This window comes from Amycolatopsis dongchuanensis (assembly GCF_039542405.1).
Taxonomy (GTDB): Bacteria; Actinomycetota; Actinomycetes; order Mycobacteriales; family Pseudonocardiaceae; genus Amycolatopsis_E; species Amycolatopsis_E sacchari.
The window spans coordinates 64006-84350 of the sequence record NZ_BAABIB010000169.1; the positions used below are offsets into that span (position 1 = coordinate 64006).

A 20345-nucleotide genomic window follows, 5' to 3' on the forward strand; every position below is an offset into this window, starting at 1 on the left:
GCACTTCGCACGGTGACGGCCGGGGAACCCGTGGTTACGGTGATCGGAACTTCTCCCCGGATAAGGAGGTCGGCATGGCCTCGTCTGTCGGTGTCGACGACTACGCCCTCACCAGGGTGCCCCGCAGCGCCCGTTACTCCTGGTGGTCGGTCGCGGTGCAGCGGTTCGGCCAGGTTTCCGCACTGTCCCAGTTCCTGCTCGGGGCCACCGTGGGCTTCGGGATGAGCTTCTGGCCCGCGTTCCTCGCGTTCACCCTCGGTTCGGTCATCCTCGAACTGATCACGATCCTGGTCGGCGTGATGGGCATGCGCGAGGGCCTGTCGACCTCGCTGATCGCCCGCTGGACCGGCTTCGGCCGGGGCGGCGCCGCGCTCATCGGGCTCGCGATCGGGATCAGCCTCATCGGCTGGTTCGGCATCCAGTCCGGCGTTTCGGCGCAGGGCCTGACCAGCCTCATCGGTGTGCTGCCCGACTGGGCGTGGGCGCTGGTGTTCGGGCTCGTCGTGACCGCGATCGTGATGCGCGGGTTCCACTCCATGGCGTGGACCGCCTACCTCATGGTGCCGGCGTTCCTGATCCTCGTCGGCTGGTCGATCATCTCCGAGCTGACCAAGCACGACGTGGGCGCGCTCGTGTCGTCCGCGCCGCCAGGCCCGGAGATGACGCTGCTGCAGGGCACCACGCTCGTCGCGGGCGGGTTCATCGTCGGCGCGGTCATCACGCCCGACATGGCCCGGTTCAACCGGTCCGGCGGTGACGTCGTGAAGCAGACGCTGGTCGGCATCACGCTCGGCGAGTACGTCATCGGCATGGCGGGCGTGCTGCTCGCGCACGCCGTGAAGACCTCCGAGATCACCACGATCGTCACCTCTTCGGTCGGCTGGGTCGGCATCCTGGTGATCGTCGCCGGCACCATCAAGATCAACGACTGGAACCTGTACTCGTCCGGGCTCGGCGTCGTGAACTTCGTCGGCACCATCACGGGCAGGCGGCTCAACCGCGCGGTCGTCACGGGCGTGCTCGGCGTGGTGGGCAGTGTGCTCGCCGCGGCCGGGATCCTCAGCGCCTTCACCGAGTTCCTCACCGTGCTCGGCGTGGCGTTCCCGCCCATCGCGGGGATCATGGTCGCCGAGTACTTCGTCGTGAAGCGCTGGCGGTCCGAGCTCGACGCGGCCCGCGCGTCCGGCACGCTCCCCGAAACGGCCCCGGTGTGGGTGCCCGCGACGATCGTCGTGTGGGTCGCCGCCGCGCTGATCGGCAAGTTCGTCGAATGGGGCCTGCCCAGCATCAACTCCCTCGTCGTCGCGTTCGTGCTCTACGTCGTGGCGGGCAAGCTCGGCCTCGTCCGCGGGGTCGGCGTGAGCCGCACGGCGGACGCGGAACCGGCTCACGCAGTCTGAAAAAGGAGAAACCTGTGCGCATCGGCATCGACGTCGGCGGCACCAACACCGACGCGGTCCTGCTCGACGGCCGGGAGGTGCTGGCTTCGACCAAGACCAGCACCACCGCCGACGTCACCTCCGGCATCGTCGCCGCGATCGACGGCCTGCAACGGCAGCGGGCCTTCGACCCGGCCGCGGTGCAGGCGGTGATGATCGGCACGACCCACTTCATCAACGCGCTGATCGAGGCCCACCGGCTGGCGCCGACCGCGGCCGTGCGGCTGAGCCTGCCCGCGGGTGCCTCGCTGCCGCCGATGGTGGACTGGCCGCGGCGGCTCGTCGACGCGATCGCCGGGCGCAGCTACCTCGCCCACGGCGGGCACGAGTTCGACGGGCGGCACATCTCGGCGCTCGACGCCGACGAGCTGCGCCGCGCCGCCGAGGACATGGGCGAGGCCGGGGTGCGCAGCGTCGCGATCACCTCGGTCTTCTCCCCCGTCAACGCCGAGTTCGAGGCGCGGGCGGCGGAGATCATCAGCGCCGAGCTGCCGGACGTGGCGATCTCGCTGTCACACGAGATCGGCCGGATCGGCCTGCTGGAGCGCGAGAACGCGACCATCATCAACGCGGCGCTGCGGGAGCTCGCCGCACACATCGTGGACGGGCTGGCGTCGTCGGTCAGCGGGGCGGGCATCACCGCGCCGCTGTACCTCAGCCAGAACGACGGCACGCTGATGGACGTGGACTTCGCGCGCCGGTACCCGGTGGCGACGTTCGCCTCCGGCCCGACGAATTCCATGCGCGGCGCGGCCGTTCTGTCCGGTTTGGACACTTGTGCGGTGGTGGACGTCGGCGGCACCACGAGCGACGTCGGCGTGCTGCGCCAGGGCTTCCCGCGCGAGGCGACGACGGACGTGAGCGTGGCGGGCATCCGCACGAACTTCCGCATGCCGGACGTGCTGTCCATCGGCATCGGCGGCGGCAGCCGCGTGCGGGACGGCGCGGTCGGCCCGGATTCGGTCGGCTACGAGCTGACGTCGAAGGCGCTGGTGTTCGGCGGGGACACGCTGACCGCGACGGACATCGCGGTGGCCGCCGGCCGGGCGGAGATCGGTGACCCGTCGCTGGTGGCGCACCTCGACCGCGACCTCGTGCAGGCGGCGCTGGACCGGATCGCGAGCGACGTGTCCGACGTCGTGGAGCGGATGCGCACCTCCGCCGAGCCGCTGCCGGTGGTCGCGGTCGGCGGTGGTTCCGTACTGCTGCCCGACAAACTGGCCGACTCCGGCGAGGTGTACCGGCCCGACCACTACGCGGTGGCCAACGCCATCGGTGCCGCGATCGCGCAGATCGGCGGCGAGGTGGACCGCGTGTACGCGATCGAGCCGGGCCGCCGTGACGCGGTGGTCGACGAGGCCAAGCAGGAGGCGGTGGACCGCGCGGTCGCCGCCGGTGCCAGCCCGTCCAGCGTGTCCATCGTGGACTTCGATGAGGTCCCCATTCCTTACCTGCCGGGCAATGCGACGCGCATCCGCGTCAAGGCCGTAGGCGATCTGCAGCTGGGAGCGGCGTCGTGAAGGAGCTGACCCGTGACGATCTGGACGACGTGGCGCGAGGAGCGGCCATCCTCGGCACCGGCGGCGGCGGTGACCCGTACATCGGACGGCTCCTCGCCGCTCAGGCGGTGCGCGAGCACGGGCCGGTTCCCCTCGTGGCGCTGGCGGAAGTCCCCGACGACGCGGTGGTCCTGCCGGTAGCGATGCTCGGCGCGCCCACCGTGATGGTGGAGAAGCTGCCGACCGCCGAGCAGATCGGGCTCACCGCGAGCACGCTCGCCGGGTACCTCGGCAAGGAGCTGACGCACATCGCGTGTGCCGAGGCGGGCGGCGTCAACTCGCTGATCCCGGTGCTCGCCGCCGCACAGCTGGGCCTGCCGCTGGTCGACGCCGACGGCATGGGCCGGGCGTTCCCCGAGCTGCAGATGGTGCTGCCGACGTTGTACGGCATCCGCGCGACGCCGATGGCCTACGCCGACGAGAAGGGCAACCGCGGCATCCTGGACACGGTGGACAACCACTGGGCCGAGCGGCTGGTCCGCTCGGCGGCGATCGACATGGGCTGCTCATCGGCGATCAGCTCGTTCGCCATGTCCGGTGCCCAGGCCCGCGAGTCGATGGTGCCGGGCACGCTGAGCCTGTGCGCGGAGCTGGGCGCGCTGGTGCGCGAGACGAAGTCCGTGGCGGCCGTGGTGGAGCGGCTGCGTGGGCGGATCCTGTTCAGCGGCAAGGTGACCGACGTGGCACGGCGGACGGTCACCGGCTTCGCCCGCGGCGAGGCACGACTGTCCGGAATGGACTCCGACACCGGCGGCGAGCTGCTGCTGCGGTTCCAGAACGAGCACCTGATCGCCGAGCGCGACGGCGTCGTGCTGGCGTCGGTGCCGGACCTGATCTGCACGCTGGACCGGGAAACCGGCGAGGCGGTGACGACGGAGGGCCTGCGGTACGGCCAGCGCCTCACGGTGATCGCCGCACCCGCCGACCCGCGCTGGCACAGCGAAGAGGGTGTCGCGCTCGCGGGACCGCGGTACTTCGGTTATGACATCGATCCGGTGGGAGTGCCCGCGTGAGCTGGTTGTTGACCGAGGAGCACCTCGAAGACCTCGCCCGCGGCGCGGCGGTGCTGGGCACCGGCGGCGGTGGCGACCCGTACGTGGGGCGGCTGCTGGTGCGGCAGGCGATCCGCGAGCACGGGCCGGTGACGATCCTCGACCCGGACGAGGTCGAGGACGACGCGCTGGTCATCCCGACCGCGCAGATGGGTGCGCCGACCGTCGTGTTCGAGAAGCTGCCCAGCGGGTCCGAGCCGGAGACCGCATTGGCAGCATTGGAAAAGCACCTCGGCGCGAAGGCGACCGCCACGATGCCCATCGAGTGCGGCGGCATCAACTCCATGATCCCGCTCGTCGTCGGCGCCCGCACCGGGCTGCCCGTGGTGGACGCCGACGGGATGGGGCGCGCGTTCCCCGAGCTGCAGATGGAGACCTTCGGCGTCTACGGCGTACCGGGTTCGCCGATGGCGGTCGCGGGTGAGGGCGGCGAGGTCACCGTGATCGACACCGGCTCCGACAACCGGCGCATGGAGTGGATCGCCCGCGGCGTGACGATCCGGCTCGGCGGCGTCGCGCACATCGCCGAGTACTCGATGAGCGGCGCGGACGTGAAGCGCACGGCGATCCCCCGGACGCTGACGCTCGCGTTGAAGGTCGGCAGGGCGATCCGCGAGGGCCGGTCGAGCGACCCGATCGCACGGCTGGAGGAAGCGCTTTCCGAGACGCTGTACTCGAACCTGCGCGTGTTGTTCCGCGGCAAGATCTCCGACGTGGAACGCCGCACCGAAGCCGGGTTCGCCCGGGGCCGGGCGGCGGCGGTGTCGTTCGACGGCGAGCACGAGCTGGGGATCGAGTTCCAGAACGAGAACCTGGTCGCGGTCGTCGACGGCGAGGTGCGGTGCGTGGTGCCGGACCTGATCTGCGTGCTGGACTCCGAGTCCGCGGAGCCGATCACGACGGAGACGTTGCGCTACGGGCAGCGGGTCACGGTGGTGGGCATCTCCACACCGGACATCATGCGCACCTCGGAAGCGCTCGCCACGTTCGGTCCGGCGGCGTTCGGGCTGCCGCACGAGTTCCGGCCGGTGGAAGCGTGAAGGGCCGCACCGTCGTCCTGATCGGCGGCGGGTCGGGCATCGGGTTCGAGGTGGCGCGGCGGGTCGTCGAGGCGGGCGGGCACGTCGTGCTCGGCGGCCGCACGCCGGAGAAGCTGGCGGCGGCCGCCGAGTCGCTGGGCGACGCGGAGTGGCGGGTCGTCGACACGGGCGACCAGGAGTCGCTGGCGGCGTTCTTCGCACCACTGTCGCGAGTGGACCACCTGTTCACGACCGCGGCGACCTACCGGACGGGCCCGATGCGCGAACTCAGCGACGAGGACGCGGAAAGCCCTTTCACGTCCAAGTTCTGGGGGCAGTACCACGCGGTGAAGCACGCCGCCCCGAAGCTGGACCCTGGCGGCTCCGTCGTCCTGATGGCCGGGGCCGCCAGTGTCCGCCCACCCGGCCCGGCGCCGGCTTACGTGGCGTGCAACGCGGCGATCGAGGGGCTCGGCCGCGGACTCGCCGTGGAGCTGGCGCCGGTGCGGGTCAACGTCGTCTCGCCGGGCACGATCGACGGGAACCTGTGGTCGCAGCGCCCGGAAGCGGTGCGGGAGGCGGCGTTCGGGCAGTACCGGCGGGACACGCTGCTGCACCGCGTCGGCACCGAGGCCGACGTGGCGCAGGCGGTGTTCTTCCTGTTCACCAACGAGTTCATGACGGGCTCGACGGTCTACCCCGACGGCGGCTACGGCCTCAGGTAGCGCCCGAACCACTCACGCGTGCGGCGCAGCAGCGCCCGGTGCAGGAATTCCGCTTGGGAGGGCGGGACGTTCGTGTCCGCACCCCCGTGCACGATCAGCACGGGGGTGCGGATGCGCGACGCGTAGGAGATCGGGCTGACGCGGTCGTGCGGATGCGGGCCGGGTCCCTCCCAGCCGGTGCTGCCGCCGAGCGCGGCCTCGGCGCTGCCGTACTCCCCGGTCGCGGCGAGCATCCCCCAGTCGCTGATGCCCGCGCCGACGAGCGCGGCCTTGAACCGGTCGGTCCGGGTGACCGCCCAGGCCGCCATGAACCCGCCGTGGCTCCAGCCGCCGATGCCGAGCCGCTCCGGGTCGGCGACGCCCTCGGCGATCAGCAGGTCGATGCCGGTGAGGATGTCGGTCCACTCCTCCTGACCGACGCGCCCGGCGACGGTCGCGGCGAACTCGTGCCCGTGGCCCTGCCCACCGCGGGGATTGGGCAGGAAGACGGCGTGCCCGGCGGTGGCGAGCCACTGCCCGGAGGGGAACCAGCCCAGCCTGAGGCCGTCGGTGTGCCGGCCGTACGGGCCACCGTGCACGATCGTGACCAGCGAAAACGGCCCGTCGTCGCGGGTTTTGCCCGGCGGCAGGACCAGCAGCCCGTCGAGCTCCAGCCCGTCGGCGGCCCGGTAGGACAGCCGCTCCTGCGTGCCCCAGCGGATGCCGCGCAGTTCCGGGCGCGTGTCGGTGATGCGGGTGAACGGCGGCCCGCACCAGATGTCCGGCGGCTCGTACCGGCTGCTGGCGACGAAGGCGATCCGGTCCCCGCCCGCCGTCAGCGACTCCGCGAGCCCCGGGATGCGCACGACCTCCTCACCGTCGATCCTCCGGACGACGGTTTCCAGGCCCTCCGCGACGAGGACGACCGGCTCGTCACCGGCCTGCGCCAGCTCCACCGGGCACGACGACGTGCCCGCCGTGAGGTTCCGCGTCTCCCCCGTCGCCAGGTCGCGGTCGAACACCGCGAGCCCGCCGACGAGGCCGGGCGGGGTGCGGGCGAGGTAGACCAGGTGCCAGCCGTCCTTCCGCCACCACGTCAGCGACGACGCCTCCGCCTCGACGCGGCCCAGGTCCCGCACAGTGCCGTCCTGCTCCACCAGGTGCAGCTCCGGCCGCTGCAAACCCGGGTCCAATGTGTCCTCGGCCCAGGTCAGCACCGCGAGCGGTCCGCCGTCCGGGCGGCGCACGCTCTCGACCACGTGCCGGTCCCCCAAAACGGGCAGCGCGTCTTCGGCAGGCTCGGTTCTCCGTGGCGACCCACCGCGCGCGGGGACCTGCCACCACTCCTCGCCCAGCCGGTACGTCACCAGCCGCCCGTCCGGGGAAAGCCCCAGCTCGCGCGGCACGCCGCCCGCCACCACCAGTTCCGCCGTCAGCTCGTCTACCGTCGTCATAGTTGGCACTCTGCCAGCGGAAAGGCGGTCCATGAAGATCACGGCCGATGACGTGCCCGCGCTCGAACGGGGCGTCGCGCTGCTCGGGTCCGGCGGGGGCGGCGACACCAGGACCGGCGCGACCCTGCTCCGCCACCGCCTGCCCGCCACCGTGACCCCCGTCGCCGGCCTGCCGCCCGACGCGAACGTGCTGCCCGTCGGCGTGGTCGGCGCGACCGCGGTGTTCACCGAGAAGCTCCCCGGCGGCGACGAGGTGCCCACGGCGATCGCGGCGATGGAACGCTGGACGGGCGTCCACGCGGACGCGCTGATCTCCATCGAGGTCGGCGGGCTCAACGGGCTGATCCCCCTCGTCTCCGCCCACGAGCTCGGACTGTCCGTAGTGGACGCCGACCTCTCCGGCCGCGGCCTGCCGCGCCTGGACCAGCTGTCGGTCGCGACCGCGGGCCGCGGGCTCGCCCCGGCGGTCGTCGCCGAGCCCAGCGGGCAGGTGCTCGTGCTCGCCACGGGCTCCGACACCACCATCGAACGCACCGCGCGCGCCTTCCTCGCCAGCTCCAGCGGCTGGGCCATCCTCGTGCTCCCCCCGATCCCCGCCGCGGAACTGCCCGGCTGCGCCGTCCTCGACTCGATCAGCGGAGCGCTCGCGTTGGGACGGCGCGTGCTCGCCCTCGGTGAGAGCCCGGACGCGGACCGACTGGCGGAGGCCGTCGACGGTGACGTGCTCGCCACGGGCCGCGTGCTGGAGGTGTCTCGACGCCTCGGACCCGGCGAGCACGGGCGGCCCGGGTTCGGCCGGGGCAGCGTCACGCTCATCGACCACCGCGACGGTTCGCTGCTCAGGATCGAGATGGAGAACGAGTACCTGCTGGCCCTGCGGGACGGCCGCCCGGTCGCGTCCACCCCGGACGTGCTCACCGTCGTCGACCGGCGCACCGCCGTCCCCATCGCGTGCGACACCATCCGCGGCGGCGTCGAGGTGGCCGTCCTGCGGTTGCCCGCCGCGCCGTTCTGGACCGATCCGCGGCACCTGCCCGTCATCGCACCCCGCGCGTACGGGATCGACACGGAGCCGGTGCTGCCGTGAACCTGCGCCGCTTGCTGGCCGTACCGGAGTGGGCCGGGTCCGTCCGCGTGCTCGCGGGCGTGACCGGGCTCGACCGTCCACTGCGGACAGTCGTCGCGACGCTGACCCCGGCCCACGAACCCGCACGCGACGAACTGGTGGTCGTCGTCGCACCCGTGTCCCCGGCGGACTGGCGGCTCGACGCGCTGGTGCGGCACAGCGCCGACGCCGGGAGCACCGGGATCCTGCTGCCCGCACTGGAACCGCTGTCCGGCACCCGGCTGCTCGCGGACCGGCTCGGCATCCCCCTGCTGACCAGCACAGCCGATCCGCTGGAACTGCTCGTCACCGCGCGGCTGCACCTCGCCGCCCCCGACCTCGACCGGGCGGAGCTGGTGATGGCCGCCCACCGCGCCCTCGACGACCGGCCCCGCTCGCCCGAGGAGGTGGTCACGTTGCTCGGCGAACTGCTGCGATCCCCCGTCGCGCTGCTCGACGACCGCGGCCAGCCACTCGCCGGGGAACTCACCGAAGCCGGGCTCGTGCGCGTGGAAGAGCCTGTGGCACAACGCATCAGCGTCGACGACGGCGTGCTGCTCGCCCATCCCGCGCGTGGCCTGTGGGTCGCCACCGTGCTGCGCGGCACGGCGGCGGCGCGGGCCGACGTGGTGCCGCCCGCGCTCGCCGTCGCCGCGTCGGCGGTGCAGCGGTGGTTGCTGGCGAACAGGCTGGAGCTGGAACGCGACGCGCGCTCGCGCTCCGCCCTGCTCGGTGACCTCCTGCGGCTCGACGACGAGCCCAGCGCGGACCTCCGCCGTCGCGTCGCCGACGCTGGCTGGCGGCTGGGCGGCTGGCACATCGGGTTCCGCCTCGGTGTGTCGTCCACTGTGGACGTCGTGGCGCGGACGCGGGAGGTGGTGCGGGCGCTGGGCGCCGACGACACCGTGGTCGTCGAGCACGGCGAGGGCTGGACGGGCTGGCTGACGCTGGACGCCGAGCCCACGGCCGCCCGGGTCCGCAGGCTCGCCGCCCGGCTGCGGACCGCGCACAAGGCGCTCGGCCGGACGCTGGACACGCACATGGGCGTCGGCCGCCCGCACCCACGCCCCGAAGGCCTGGCGACGACCGTCGCGGAGGCCACCGACGCCGCCCGGCTGGCCGCGACCAGGCCGGAGACCGGGCACTTCCTGCACGTCGACCAGCTGGGCCTGGCGCAGCTGCTGCTGGAGTGGACGCGCACCGACACGTTCGAACCGGCGGCCCGCGCACTGCTCGCCCCGCTGCGGCAGGTGCCCGGCGACCTCGTCCGCACGCTCGCCGCCTACCTGGACGCGGAGTCCTCGCTGGCCGAGACCGCCGCCGTGCTGGGGGTGCACCGCAACACCGTCGCGGCCCGCATCGCCCGCGTCGAACAACTGCTGGGCGTGGACCTGCGCCGCCGCGACGAGCGCCTCGCACTGCACCTGGCCTGCCGCACCGTGACACTGGGAGATTGACGTGACCGACGACCTCTTCGCGCACCCCCGGCTCGCCGCGCTCTACGACGTGCTGGAGGGCGAACGCGACGACCTCGACGCGTACCTGGCCATGGCGGAGGAGTTCGGCGCGCGACGTGTGCTCGACATCGGTTGCGGCACAGGCACTTTCGCGTTGCTGCTCGCCGCTCGCGGTATCGAGGTCGCCGGAGTCGAACCGGCGCTCGCGTCGCTGGACGTCGCACGCGGAAAGCCCGGCGCGGAGCGCGTCCGCTGGCTGCACGGGGACGCGACCTCCTTGCCACCACTGGAAGTCGACCTCGCCACGATGACCGCGAACGTGGCGCAAGCGATCGTCGATCCCGGCGACTGGGCGGGCACGCTCGACGGCGCGCGGGAGGCGCTGCGGCCCGGCGGGCGCCTGGTGTTCGAGACGCGCGACCCGGCGTACCGCGCGTGGGAGGGTTGGAACCGGTCGGCGTCGCACAGCGTGCGGGCCGGCGTGGAGAGCTGGGTGGACGTCCTCGACGTGAGCCTGCCGCTCGTGACGTTCCGGTGGACGTACGTCTTCCCCGACGGTGAGACGCTCACGTCGGACTCGACGCTGCGGTTCCGCGAGCGCGAGGAGGTCGAGGCCGACCTGCGCGCACACGGCTACACGGTCGAGGACGTCCGCGACGCGCCGGACCGGCCCGGGCGGGAGTTCGTGTTCGTCGCCGTCAGGTGAGCCGGTCGAGGATGCGGTCCAGCGCCGCGAGGTCCTCCGGCGGCAACGCCAGCAGCGACTCCGGCGGCTCCGACAGGATCCGGTTCGCGGTCTCGGCCGCCGCGCGGCCCGCGGCCGTCGGCGTGACGATCTTCGAGCGGCGGTCCTCCGGCCGCACCGTGCGCTCGACGAGGCCCCGCTGTTCGAGGTCGTCCACCAGCACTGTCGCGTATGGACGGTCGATCAGCAGTTCCTCGGCCAGCTCACGCAAGGTCATCGGTCGCGCCGCCAGCCGGCGCAACGCCTTGGTCTTGACGAAGCTCAGGCCCAGCTCGTCGACGACCCGCTTGCGGCGGTCGTGCCGGACGGCGACCAGGTCCCACAACCGCTCCCACACCCGCACGGCGTCTTCGCTCACGCGGCGACCCTCTCCTCTTCGACGAACCGCTGGGCCGTACCCCGTGCCCACGCCCCGGTCGTGACGAACCCGAGCACGAGCACCGCCAGCCCGCACGCGGCCATGATCTCCCACGCGGGCAGGCTCGCGGGCACGAACCCGGTCTCGATCGGCCCGCGCACCCGCGAGGTCACCACCGCGCCGAGCACCGCGACCCCGAGCGCCCCGCCGACCACGCGGCTGGTGGACGCGACCGCGGCCGCGACCCCGGCCTGCTCACGCGGCATCCCCGAGACCGCGGTGTTGGTGATGGGCGGGTTGACCATGCCGAACCCGATCCCGAACACCAGGTACGTCACCACGAGCAACCACAGCGGCGAGTGCGCGCCCTGCGTCGTGAGCAGCAGACCGGCCGCGGCGATGCCCACCCCGCCGACCACGAGCGGGAGGCGGGCACCCCAGCTCGCCACGATCCGCCCCGACACCGGCGACAACGCGAAGATCATCGCCGCCATCGGCAGGGTCAGCAGGCCCGCGTGCAGCGGCGAGTACCCCCGCACGTTCTGCAGGTAGATCGCGTTCAGGAAGAGGAAACCGCCGAGGCAGGCGAAGGCGCACATGGCGATGAGGGTCGCCCCCGAGAACGGCGCGCTGGTGAAGAACCGCGGGTCGATCAGCGGTTCCGCACGGCGCTTCTCGTACGGCACGAGGCACAGCACGGCCGCGACGGCGAGCGCGAAGCAGCCGATGGTCTGCGGCGAGCCCCAGCCCGCGTGCGGGGCCTCGATGATGGCGTAGGTCAGACCGCCCAGCGCCAGCACGACCAGCAGCTGCCCCACCGGGTCCACCCGGCGGGCCCGCGCCGCCCGCGACTCCGGCACGAACACCGCGGCCAGCACGAACGCGGCCACACCGATGGGGACGTTGATCCAGAAGATCGAGCGCCAGCCGATCGCGTCCACGAGCGCCCCGCCGATCACCGGGCCGAGCGCCATGCTGATGCCGAACACCCCGCCCCACACGCCGATCGCCCGCGCCCGCTCCCGCGGGTCGGTGAAGGTGTTCGTGACGATCGACATGGCGACCGGGTTGAGCATCGAGCCGCCCACCGCCTGCACCATCCGGAACACGATGAGGAGCCCGACGTTCGGGGCGAGGCTGCACAGCAGCGAGCCGATCGTGAACACGGCGAGCCCGGTCTGGAAGGTGCGCCGCCGCCCCAGCCGGTCAGCGGTGGAACCGGAGAGCATCAGCAGGCTCGCCAGTACCAGCGAATACGCGTCCACGGTCCACTGCAGGCTCGACACCCCCGCGGCGAACTCACGCTGGATCGAGGGCAGCGCGAGGTTGACGATCGTGTTGTCCATCGACACGACGAACAGGCTCAGACAGCAGATGGCGAGGACCAGCATGCGACGGCGGTAGGTCAGCTCCGGCAAGAGCAACTCCTGATAGTTGTACGTCTATAACAGTTAGTACTGTACAACTTTTCACCCTGGACAGCCATTCATCCAATGATTTAACGTTTCCTGAGGCTGCTTCGACGGAGAGGATCAGGTCGTGACGGGTGAGAGGCGCAGTGCCGCGTGGTTCGGAGCGACCGGCAGGGCCGGCATGATCTACCGCTCCTGGATGCGCAACCAGGGGTTCGGGCCCGACGTGTTCGACGGGCGGCCGGTCATCGGCATCGCGACGAGCGCGTCCGAGCTGGCGCCGTGCAACGCCCACCTGCACCGCGTCGCCGAGGCGGTCAAACGCGGCGTGTGGCAGGCCGGCGGGTTCCCGCTGGAGTTCCCGACGATGGCCACCGGCGAGACGCTCATGCGCCCCACCGCCATGCTGTACCGCAACCTCATGGCGATGGAGGTCGAGGAGCTGATCCGCGCCAACCCGCTCGACGGCGTGGTCCTGCTCTCCGGCTGCGACAAGACCACCCCGGCGATGCTGATGGCCGCGGCGAGCGTCGACCTGCCCGCCGTGATGGTCACCGGCGGCCCGATGCTCAACGGCAAGTACCGCGGCACCGACGTGGGCTCCGGCACCCACGTGTGGAAGTTCGAGGAGGAGCTCAAGGCCGGGCGCATGTCGCAGGAGGAGTGCTTCTTCGCGGAGGGCTGCATGGCCCGCTCCAACGGGCACTGCATGACGATGGGCACCGCCTCCACCATGGCGTGCATGGCCGAGGCGCTCGGCATGCAGCTGCCCGGCTCGGCGACGTGGCCCGCGGTGGACGCGCGCCGCTTCGAGATCGCCCAGAGCGCGGGGCAGCGCATCGTGGCGATGGTCGAGGAGGACCTGCGCCCGTCGAAGATCCTCACGCGCGAGGCCTTCGAGAACGCGATCCGCGTCAACGCCGCGATCGGCGGCTCCACCAACGCGCTCGTCCACCTGCTCGCGATCGCCGGCCGCGCCGAGGTGCCGCTGAAGCTCGAGGACTTCGACGCGCTCGCCCGCGCCGTGCCGACGCTGGTGAACCTCATGCCGTCGGGCAAGTTCCTGATGGAGGACTTCTGCTACGCGGGCGGGCTGCCCGTGGTGCTCAAGGAGCTGCTGGACCACGACCTGCTGCACGCCGGCAGCATCACCGTCACCGGCAAGAGCGTCGCCGACAACGTCGCCGGCGCGGAGAACTACGGCCCCGAGGTGATCACCAGCGTCGCCGAGCCGTTCCAGGCCCCGGGCACCGGAACCGCGGTGCTGCACGGGAACCTGGCCCCGAACGGGGCGGTGATCAAGCAGTCCGCCGCGTCACCGCACCTGCTCACCCACACCGGTCCGGCGCTCGCGTTCGACACCGTCGAGGACTACCACGCCGTCGCCGACGACCCCGACCTCGACGTCACCCCCGACACGATCCTGGTGATCCGCGGGGCCGGCCCGAAGGGCTACCCCGGCATGCCGGAAGTGTCCAATGTGGCCTTGCCCGCGAAGCTGCTCAAGGCCGGGATCACGGACATGGTCCGCATCTGCGACGGGCGGATGAGCGGCACCGGCTACGGCACGGTCGTCCTGCACGTCGCACCGGAATCCGCCGTCGGCGGCCCGCTCGCGCTCGTGCGCAGCGGCGACCGGATCACCCTCGACGTGCCGAACCGGTCGCTGACGCTGCACGTGGACGACGAGGAGCTGGCCGCCCGGCGCGCCGCGTGGCAGCCGCCGGAATCCACCATCACCAGCGGGTACGCCTGGCTGTACACGCAGCACGTCGGGCAGGCCGACACGGGCGCGGACTTCGACTTCCTGCGCGGGCGGCGCGGCCACACCGTGCCCCGCGACTCGCACTGAGGTCAGGAGAACCGCGGCAGCACCTCGTCCGACCACGCGCGGAAGAACTTGTCGTGGTCGGCACCGATCTGCTGCACGTACACCTCGTCGAACCCGGCCTGCTCGAACTCGCGGATCTTGTCCACGTACACCCCGGCGTCCGGGCCGCACGGGATCTGCTGCGCGACCGCGTCCTCGGTGACGAGCGAGGACGCGGCCGCGAACTCGCTCGGGATCGGCAGGTTCCGGCCCAGGTTGCCGGGCAGCACGTCGCTGGGCCACTTGCGGTGCGCGGTCTTGCGCGCCTCCGCTTCCGACTCGCCCCAGCACACCTTGAACCCGCCCTGGACCGGCCCGCGGCCACCCTCGTCCCGGTACCGGCGCACGAGGTCCGCGTCGGGCATCACGGTGCACAGCCCGTCGGCGGTCTTCGCGGCGTGCCGCACCGCCTTCGGTCCGAACGCGGACACGTAGATCTTCACCGGTTCCTCGGGCAGCGTGTAGATCCGCGCCTGCTCGACCGTGTAGTGCTTGCCGCGGTGCGTCGTCAGCTTGCCGGTGTGCAGCTCGCGGATGACCTCGATCGCCTCGTCGAGCATCTCCAGCCGCTCGTCCGGCGCCGGCCAGCGGTCGCCCAGCACGTGCTCGTTGAGCGCCTCGCCGCTGCCCACGCCGAGCGTGAACCCGCCGCGGCACTGCACGGCGGCGGTGGCCGCGGCCTGCGCGACGATCGCCGGGTGGATGCGGATCGTCGGGCACGTCACCGCCGTCGTGATCGGCAGCGACGTCACCTGCGACAACGCGCCGATGACCGACCACACGAACGGGCTCTGCCCCTGCTCGTCCAGCCACGGGTGGAAGTGGTCGGAGATCCACAACCGCTCGAACCCGGCCTCCTCGGCCATTCTCGCCTGCTCGACGAGCTCCCGCGGACCGAACTCCTCACACGAAAGGAAGTAGCCGATGCTCACCATGTGGTGCGGCTACCCCGCACCACGCGCGTCAACCGCGGTCGCGCTCCGAAAGCACGCGCGCGACCGGTTCGAGGCCGGACATCTCCACCACGCGGCGGACCGCGGAACTCGGCGGCACCACCAGGTCGAGCCCCATCTGCAGCACCCGCAGCCGCTCGGCGAGCGTGAACAGGACACGCAGCCCGGCGCTGTCGAGGTACTCCAGGTTCGCGAGGTCCAGCACGACACGCGTGGCGTCGTTGGTGACCGCCTCGTTGATCTCGTGCTGCACGTCGGCCGCGTTGGCGAGGTCGATCTCGCCGGTGATCTTGACGAGGACCGAGTCGCCCTCCACTTCGGCGCTGATCTGGGCCGTCGTCATGCTTGTGCCTCCGCTTCGAGACGTCGCCGGATCACGACCGTCGTCCCTTCCTCGCCTCGCAGGACCTCGACCTCGTCGCCGCACTTCTCCATCAGGGTCAGGCCACGGCCCCGGTTGACGCCCCTGGCGGGCCGCCACCGGCCGTGGTCCCGCACCGTCACGACGAGCTCGTCGTCCAGCAACTCCATCCTCAGGTGGATGTCGCCGCCCGCGGGCCCGTACGCGTGCTCGACCGAGTTCGTGCACGCCTCACCGACCGCGAGCAGCAGGTCACCGGCGACGTCGCCGCCCACGCCCACCGCCGACAGCCAGCGCCGCATCGCCGCCCGGATGTCCTTGAGCGACTCGGGAATCGCCTGCATCGTGACGTCGAGCGCGCCGACCTCGTCGGCGGCCTGCCGCCGGAACACCAGCAGCGCGACGTCGTCCTCCGGCACGCTCTCCCCGATCAGCGCCCCCATCACGGCGGCGCACACGCGTTCGGACCGCTGGGGCCGCACGGCGCTGCGCAACGCCTCCAGGCCCTGGTCGAGCGGGGCGTGCCGGCGCTCCACGAGCCCGTCGGTGTAGAAGCACGTGATCGTGCCCGGCGGCAGGTCGATCTCGGTGGTCTGCCTGCGGGCCTCCCTGACCGCGCCGATGGGCGGGTCCGTCGGGAGCTTCGCGAACTCCGTGGGCTCGCCCGGGCTGGCGAGCACCGGGGCCAGGTGCCCCGCGGAGGACAGGTACAGCTTTTCGAAGTTCGGTTCGAGCGTGCCGTACAGCACGGTCGCCATCATGCCGGGCTCGAAGTGCTGGGCCTTGCGGTCGAGCCGCGTCAGCACCTCGGCCGGGTCGGTGTGCTCCAGGGAGTACGCCCGCAGCGCGCTGCGCAGGCGGCCCATCACGACCGCGGCGGGCAGGTCGTGCCCGACGACGTCCCCGATCACGATGCCCATCCAGCCGTTGGGCAGCGTGAACACGTCGTACCAGTCACCCGCCACGATCGACCGGCCACCGGGGACGTAACGCGCCGCGAAGTCCAGCGACGGCACCAGGGGCAGCTGCGCGGGCAGGAGGCTGCGCTGCAGCTTGCTCGCCGCCGCCCTCGCCGACTGCGCCTGCTGCGCCTCGACGGACAACGCGACGCGGTCGGCCGCCGCCTGCAGGAACTCCACGTCGTCCTCGGTGAACGTCCGCGGGGTGAGGCTGCCGACGTGCAGCACGCCGAGCACCTCGCCGCCGACCAGCAGCGGCACGCCGAGCAGGGTCTTGATGCCCTTCTCCCACAGCAGCGGGTTCACCACCGTGGTCTCGTCGATGCGGTCGAGGATCACCGGGTGCTTCTCGGCGGCGATGCGGCCGGCGAAACCGCGGCCCAGCGGCACGCGCACGCCCTGCCGGACCTCGCTCTCGATGCCCTTCGTGGCCGCGGCGACCAGTTCGTTGCCGCCCGGTTCGAGGATCAGCACCGCGACGGTGTCCACGCCGAGGCCCTGCCAGATGCGCTCCAGCAACTCGGCGAGGACCTCTTCGCTGTCGATGTGGGCCAGCGCTCGGTCGCTCACCGATCCCATTCGGCGGAGCCTGTCTTCCGCGCTCGCCGCTGTCGCCATGATCGGTAGTTAACCAGCCTTTGAAAGAGGGAAACCCACATCAGTTACTCGGCACACGGTAACTCTCCCGTGTCGCCGCCGCCAACCGATCACGCGTTCGTCACCAGCAGTATCCCTTCGGCTACCGGCAGCCCCGAACGCGTGGTCGGCGGCCCCTGTTCAGCTTCGTTCGACGAGGTGCCCGACGTGGTCCGGCCCCGGGTGCGCGGCACCCGACCCGTCGCGCCTGGCAATCGGTTCCGGCAGTTCGACGGGATCGCCGGTACGGCTCACCCCGGCCGGACGCGGCCCGATCCACGCCAGCTTCAGCGCGTCCTCCCCCTTCAGGAACCGGTGCGCCCGCACGCCACCCGTGGCCCGGCCCTTCGCCGGGTACTCCGCAAACGGCGTCACCTTCACCGACTGCCCCGTCGCCGTGACCACCATCGGCTCGCCGCGTTCCGGATCATCCGTCCGCACCGCACCGAAGAACACGACGTGGGCGCCGTCGGCGAGCTTGATGCCCGCCATCCCGCTGCTCTTGAGCCCCTGCGGGCGCACCAGCGACACCGACAACCGCAGCAGCGACGCGTCGGAGGCGACGAACGCGAGCGTCTCGTTGCGGTTGGTCAGCCAGCTCGCGCCGACCACCTCGTCCCCGTCCTTGAGCGAGATCACCTCGAACTCGTCGGCGCGGACCGGCCATTCCGGCGCGCACACCTTCACCACACCGTGCTTCGTGCCCAGCGCCAGCCCAGGCGACTCCGCCGCCTGCTCGCCCAGGGGCGCGAGGCCGATGACCCGCTCGCCCTTCTCCAGCGGCACCAGTTCCCGCGCGGCCATCCCGCCCCGCAGCGACACCGTGCCCGCGCCCTCCGGCAGCACCGGCAACGGCAGCACGTCCGTCTTGAACGCCCGGCCCCTGCTGGTGACCAGCAGCACCTGCCCGCGTGCGGTGGAGTGGACCAATGCGGCCACGGCGTCGTGCTTGACGCGCCCGTTGCGGCGGCGGCCCTCCTGCGCCTCCTCGGACTCCGCGGCCGTGCGGGCGACCAGCCCGGTGGCGGAGAGGATCACCTGGCACGGGTCGTCGGCCACCTCGCGCGGCCCGGCGGGCTGGGAGGCCGCCAGCACCTCCTTGAGGTCACCGTCGATCAACGCGGTGCGGCGCTCGGTCTTGAAGTCCTTCGCGATCTTGGCCAGCTCCGCGGAGACGACCTTCTTCAGCTCGCGGTCGTCCTCCAGGATCCTGGTCAGCTCCGCGATCTCGGCCCGCAGGCGCTCCTGCTCGTCCTCGAGTTCGAGCTTGTCGTACTTGGTGAGCCTGCGCAGCGGGGTGTCCAGGATGTACGTCGCCTGGATCTCCGACAGCTTGAACCGCTTCATCAGGCCTTCCTTGGCCTCGGCGGCGTTCTCGCTGTTGCGGATCAGCCGGATCACCTTGTCGATGTCCAGCAAGGCGATCAGCAGGCCCTCGACGAGGTGCAGCCGTTCCTCGCGCTTGCGGCGGCGGTACCGCGTGCGGCGCGTGACGACGTCGTAGCGGTGCCGCAGGAACACGTCGAGCAGTTGCTTGAGCCCGAGCGTCTGCGGCTGCCCGTCGACGAGCACGAGGTTGTTGATGCCGAACGACTGCTCCAGCGGCGTCAGCCGGTACAGGTCGGCGAGCAGCGGCTGCGGGTTGACCCCCACCTTGCACTCGATGACCAGGCGCGTGCCGTTCTCGCGGTCGGTGAGGTCCTTGACGTCGGCGATCCCGGTGAGGCGCTTGGACTTGTTGACCTCGTCGGTGATCTTCTCGATCACCTTCTCCGGGCCCACGCCGTAGGGCAGCTCGGTGACGGTGATGGCCTGGCGGCCGCGGCTGCCCTCCAGCGGGCCGATCTCGACCTTCGCACGCATGCGCACCACGCCGCGGCCGGTCTCGTACGCCTTGCGCACCTCGTCGAGCCCCAGCAGCAGGCCGCCCGTGGGCAGGTCGGGCCCCGGCACGAACTCCATGAGCTTGTCGAGGTCGGCGTTGGGGTGGTTGATGAGCCAGCGCGCCGCCGCGATGACCTCGCCCATGTTGTGCGGGATCATGTTGGTGGCCATGCCGACCGCGATGCCGGACGTGCCGTTGACGAGCAGGTTCGGGTACGCCGCGGGCAGGACCGAGGGCTCCATCAGGGACCCGTCGTAGTTCGGCCGGAAGTCGACCGTCTCCTCCCCCAGCTCCCCGACGAGGAGCATCGCCTCGGGCGACATGCGGGCTTCGGTGTTGTGGTTGACGAAACCACCGGCGAGGAACGAGTGGTCCTGCGAGTCCACCCGCACCGAGTACACCTCGGCCGGTTCGGCGGCGGCGACCTCCGTGACCTCCTCGAACCGGTACCCGGAGTCCATCACCGGCAGGATCGTGGCCAGGACCTCGGTGTCCTTGATGCGGTCGAGGATCCGCAGCCGTTCGGTCTCCCACCGCTCCACGCGATCGAAGTTGTGCGTGACAAGCCACTTCCGGCCGCTGCCCCGCCGGTCGAAGTCCAGCGCACCGCGCACGTAGTCCGCCACGAACGGGACCTTGTCCTGGCTGAGCCGGTGCGGCCGCAGCACCGAGCGCCTGAGCAACTCGGTCACCTTCGCCTGCTTCGTCTTCAGGAAACCGACGCGCTCGACGAAAGCCCGTACGTTGCGCAGCCCGGAGATCACCAGCCGGTGCTCCACCGAACCACTCTGCCGCGTGTACCTGCGGTGCTGGGCGATGACACCGAACTCGGCCAGCATCTCCTGCACCTCGGCCGCCAGGCGTTCGCTGTAGCTCGTGTACTGGACCGTGAACCCGTCCGGCGCCACCCTGGGCCCGCCGTCGCCCTCGAACAACGCCATCAGGAAAGCCCGCTTGACGCCCCAGCCGCCGTTCCAGACGAAGTCCGGCACGAACTTGTCCCTGGCCTGGTGACCGATCAGCTCGGCCAGCGGGCTTTCCCGGAACGCCGCCATGCCACCGGCGTAGTCCTGGACGTCCAGCTCGTGCACGACCTTCCGGTCGCGTCGCGTCCGCCGTGCCGAGACGTAGCGGGGACCGCCGACCACCTGGTCGTAGGCGTGCAGCACCTCACCGAAGAAGTGCTCGTCGGTGTTGTTGAAGCCCGCCCGGTTTTCGCTCGCCCACCCCTCGGAGACCCAGGCTCCCCCGAGCACACCGAGCGTGTATTCACGCGCTGTCGGCACCACCTGCATCCAGGCGTTCCGCGCCACGGCGACGACCGCGCCCGGCCGCAGCTCGTCCAGCCGCCGCCACTGGAACAGCGGGACGCCCATC

The 20345-nt window shown here is 71.7% G+C and carries 15 protein-coding genes and 2 pseudogenes; 9 read left to right on the plus strand and 8 right to left on the minus strand.

The window, feature by feature from the left end:
* Nucleotides 1–74 precede the first annotated feature (74 nt).
* From ABFX51_RS38050 to ABFX51_RS38070, 5 genes are read left to right on the plus strand one after another with little or no spacing between them, the layout of a single operon-like run.
* Nucleotides 75–1400: a purine-cytosine permease family protein gene (locus ABFX51_RS38050; protein ID WP_346056721.1), complete on the plus strand. Its 1326-nt coding sequence runs from the start codon at nucleotides 75–77 to the stop codon at nucleotides 1398–1400.
* 14 nt (nucleotides 1401–1414) lie between these two features.
* The gene (locus ABFX51_RS38055) at nucleotides 1415–2959 is read left to right on the plus strand and encodes a hydantoinase/oxoprolinase N-terminal domain-containing protein (protein ID WP_346056722.1); all 1545 of its coding nucleotides are present in this window, start codon (nucleotides 1415–1417) and stop codon (nucleotides 2957–2959) included.
* The gene (locus tag ABFX51_RS38060) at nucleotides 2956–4011 is read left to right on the plus strand and encodes an S-methyl thiohydantoin desulfurase family protein (protein ID WP_346056723.1); all 1056 of its coding nucleotides are present in this window, start codon (nucleotides 2956–2958) and stop codon (nucleotides 4009–4011) included. The genes ABFX51_RS38055 and ABFX51_RS38060 overlap by 4 nt, the downstream gene beginning before the upstream one ends.
* The gene (locus ABFX51_RS38065) at nucleotides 4008–5090 is read left to right on the plus strand and encodes an S-methyl thiohydantoin desulfurase family protein (RefSeq protein ID WP_346056724.1); all 1083 of its coding nucleotides are present in this window, start codon (nucleotides 4008–4010) and stop codon (nucleotides 5088–5090) included. The genes ABFX51_RS38060 and ABFX51_RS38065 overlap by 4 nt, the downstream gene beginning before the upstream one ends.
* Nucleotides 5087–5794, plus strand: coding sequence for an SDR family oxidoreductase (locus ABFX51_RS38070; RefSeq protein ID WP_346056725.1), 708 nt, complete (start codon nucleotides 5087–5089; stop codon nucleotides 5792–5794). The genes ABFX51_RS38065 and ABFX51_RS38070 overlap by 4 nt, the downstream gene beginning before the upstream one ends.
* Here the strand turns inward: ABFX51_RS38070 and ABFX51_RS38075 are convergent.
* Nucleotides 5779–7227, minus strand: a complete 1449-nt coding sequence (locus ABFX51_RS38075) for an alpha/beta hydrolase family protein (RefSeq protein ID WP_346056726.1) — start codon at nucleotides 7225–7227, stop codon at nucleotides 5779–5781. The genes ABFX51_RS38070 and ABFX51_RS38075 overlap by 16 nt on opposite strands.
* Nucleotides 7228–7258: 31 nt before the next feature.
* On the opposite strand from ABFX51_RS38075, the gene ABFX51_RS38080 reads away from it, so the two are divergent.
* Genes ABFX51_RS38080 through ABFX51_RS38090 form a run of 3 tightly spaced genes read left to right on the plus strand, consistent with a single transcriptional unit; the run spans nucleotide 7259 to nucleotide 10495 of the window.
* Nucleotides 7259–8314: an S-methyl thiohydantoin desulfurase family protein gene (locus ABFX51_RS38080; RefSeq protein ID WP_346056727.1), complete on the plus strand. Its 1056-nt coding sequence runs from the start codon at nucleotides 7259–7261 to the stop codon at nucleotides 8312–8314.
* Complete coding sequence (locus ABFX51_RS38085) at nucleotides 8311–9789, plus strand: PucR family transcriptional regulator (protein WP_346056728.1); 1479 nt, start codon at nucleotides 8311–8313, stop codon at nucleotides 9787–9789. Before ABFX51_RS38080 ends, ABFX51_RS38085 begins: the two co-directional genes overlap by 4 nt.
* Nucleotide 9790: 1 nt before the next feature.
* Nucleotides 9791–10495 (plus strand): class I SAM-dependent methyltransferase, encoded by a 705-nt coding sequence (locus ABFX51_RS38090; RefSeq protein ID WP_346056729.1) that lies wholly within the window; start codon nucleotides 9791–9793, stop codon nucleotides 10493–10495.
* Here the strand turns inward: ABFX51_RS38090 and ABFX51_RS38095 are convergent.
* Together ABFX51_RS38095 and ABFX51_RS38100 are read right to left on the minus strand one after the other, a co-directional pair.
* The gene (locus ABFX51_RS38095; protein WP_091508562.1) at nucleotides 10488–10892 is read right to left on the minus strand and encodes a MarR family winged helix-turn-helix transcriptional regulator; all 405 of its coding nucleotides are present in this window, start codon (nucleotides 10890–10892) and stop codon (nucleotides 10488–10490) included. The two genes, ABFX51_RS38090 and ABFX51_RS38095, sit on opposite strands and share 8 nt — an antisense overlap.
* Nucleotides 10889–12310 (minus strand): MFS transporter, encoded by a 1422-nt coding sequence (locus ABFX51_RS38100; RefSeq protein ID WP_091508564.1) that lies wholly within the window; start codon nucleotides 12308–12310, stop codon nucleotides 10889–10891. Before ABFX51_RS38100 ends, ABFX51_RS38095 begins: the two co-directional genes overlap by 4 nt.
* Nucleotides 12311–12431: 121 nt before the next feature.
* Between ABFX51_RS38100 and ABFX51_RS38105 the strand changes: the two genes are divergently transcribed.
* A complete protein-coding gene (locus ABFX51_RS38105; RefSeq protein ID WP_091508566.1) occupies nucleotides 12432–14156 on the plus strand; it encodes an IlvD/Edd family dehydratase in 1725 nt (574 codons plus the stop codon).
* Nucleotides 14157–14158: 2 nt separating this feature from the next.
* On the opposite strand, the gene ABFX51_RS38110 is transcribed toward ABFX51_RS38105, so the two are convergent.
* The 5 genes and pseudogenes from ABFX51_RS38110 to ABFX51_RS39785 all read right to left on the minus strand — a co-directional run.
* Entirely contained in the window at nucleotides 14159–15109 is a 951-nt protein-coding gene (locus ABFX51_RS38110) for a TIGR03557 family F420-dependent LLM class oxidoreductase (protein WP_091508568.1), read from the minus strand.
* Between the two features lie 28 nt (nucleotides 15110–15137).
* Nucleotides 15138–15470 (minus strand): STAS domain-containing protein, encoded by a 333-nt coding sequence (locus ABFX51_RS38115; protein ID WP_091508571.1) that lies wholly within the window; start codon nucleotides 15468–15470, stop codon nucleotides 15138–15140.
* Nucleotides 15467–17026, minus strand: coding sequence for an ATP-binding SpoIIE family protein phosphatase (locus ABFX51_RS38120; protein ID WP_245783101.1), 1560 nt, complete (start codon nucleotides 17024–17026; stop codon nucleotides 15467–15469). Before ABFX51_RS38120 ends, ABFX51_RS38115 begins: the two co-directional genes overlap by 4 nt.
* Before the next feature lie 198 nt (nucleotides 17027–17224).
* Nucleotides 17225–19306: pseudogene (locus ABFX51_RS39780) on the minus strand (DNA gyrase subunit A); the annotation flags it as partial.
* Between the two features lie 390 nt (nucleotides 19307–19696).
* Nucleotides 19697–20344: pseudogene (locus ABFX51_RS39785) on the minus strand (LAGLIDADG family homing endonuclease); the annotation flags it as partial.
* Nucleotide 20345 lies beyond the last annotated feature (1 nt).

What these genes read in the sequence shown, in the direction of transcription:
- ABFX51_RS38050 (WP_346056721.1), top strand. Translation starts at nt 75, where the DNA reads ATGGCCTCGTCTGTCGGTGTCGACGACTACGCCCTCACCAGGGTGCCC.
- ABFX51_RS38075 (WP_346056726.1), bottom strand. Translation starts at nt 7,227, where the DNA reads ATGACGACGGTAGACGAGCTGACGGCGGAACTGGTGGTGGCGGGCGGC.
- ABFX51_RS38080 (WP_346056727.1), top strand. Translation starts at nt 7,259, where the DNA reads ATGAAGATCACGGCCGATGACGTGCCCGCGCTCGAACGGGGCGTCGCG.
- ABFX51_RS38110 (WP_091508568.1), bottom strand. Translation starts at nt 15,109, where the DNA reads ATGGTGAGCATCGGCTACTTCCTTTCGTGTGAGGAGTTCGGTCCGCGG.
- ABFX51_RS38115 (WP_091508571.1), bottom strand. Translation starts at nt 15,470, where the DNA reads ATGACGACGGCCCAGATCAGCGCCGAAGTGGAGGGCGACTCGGTCCTC.
- ABFX51_RS38120 (WP_245783101.1), bottom strand. Translation starts at nt 17,026, where the DNA reads ATGGGATCGGTGAGCGACCGAGCGCTGGCCCACATCGACAGCGAAGAG.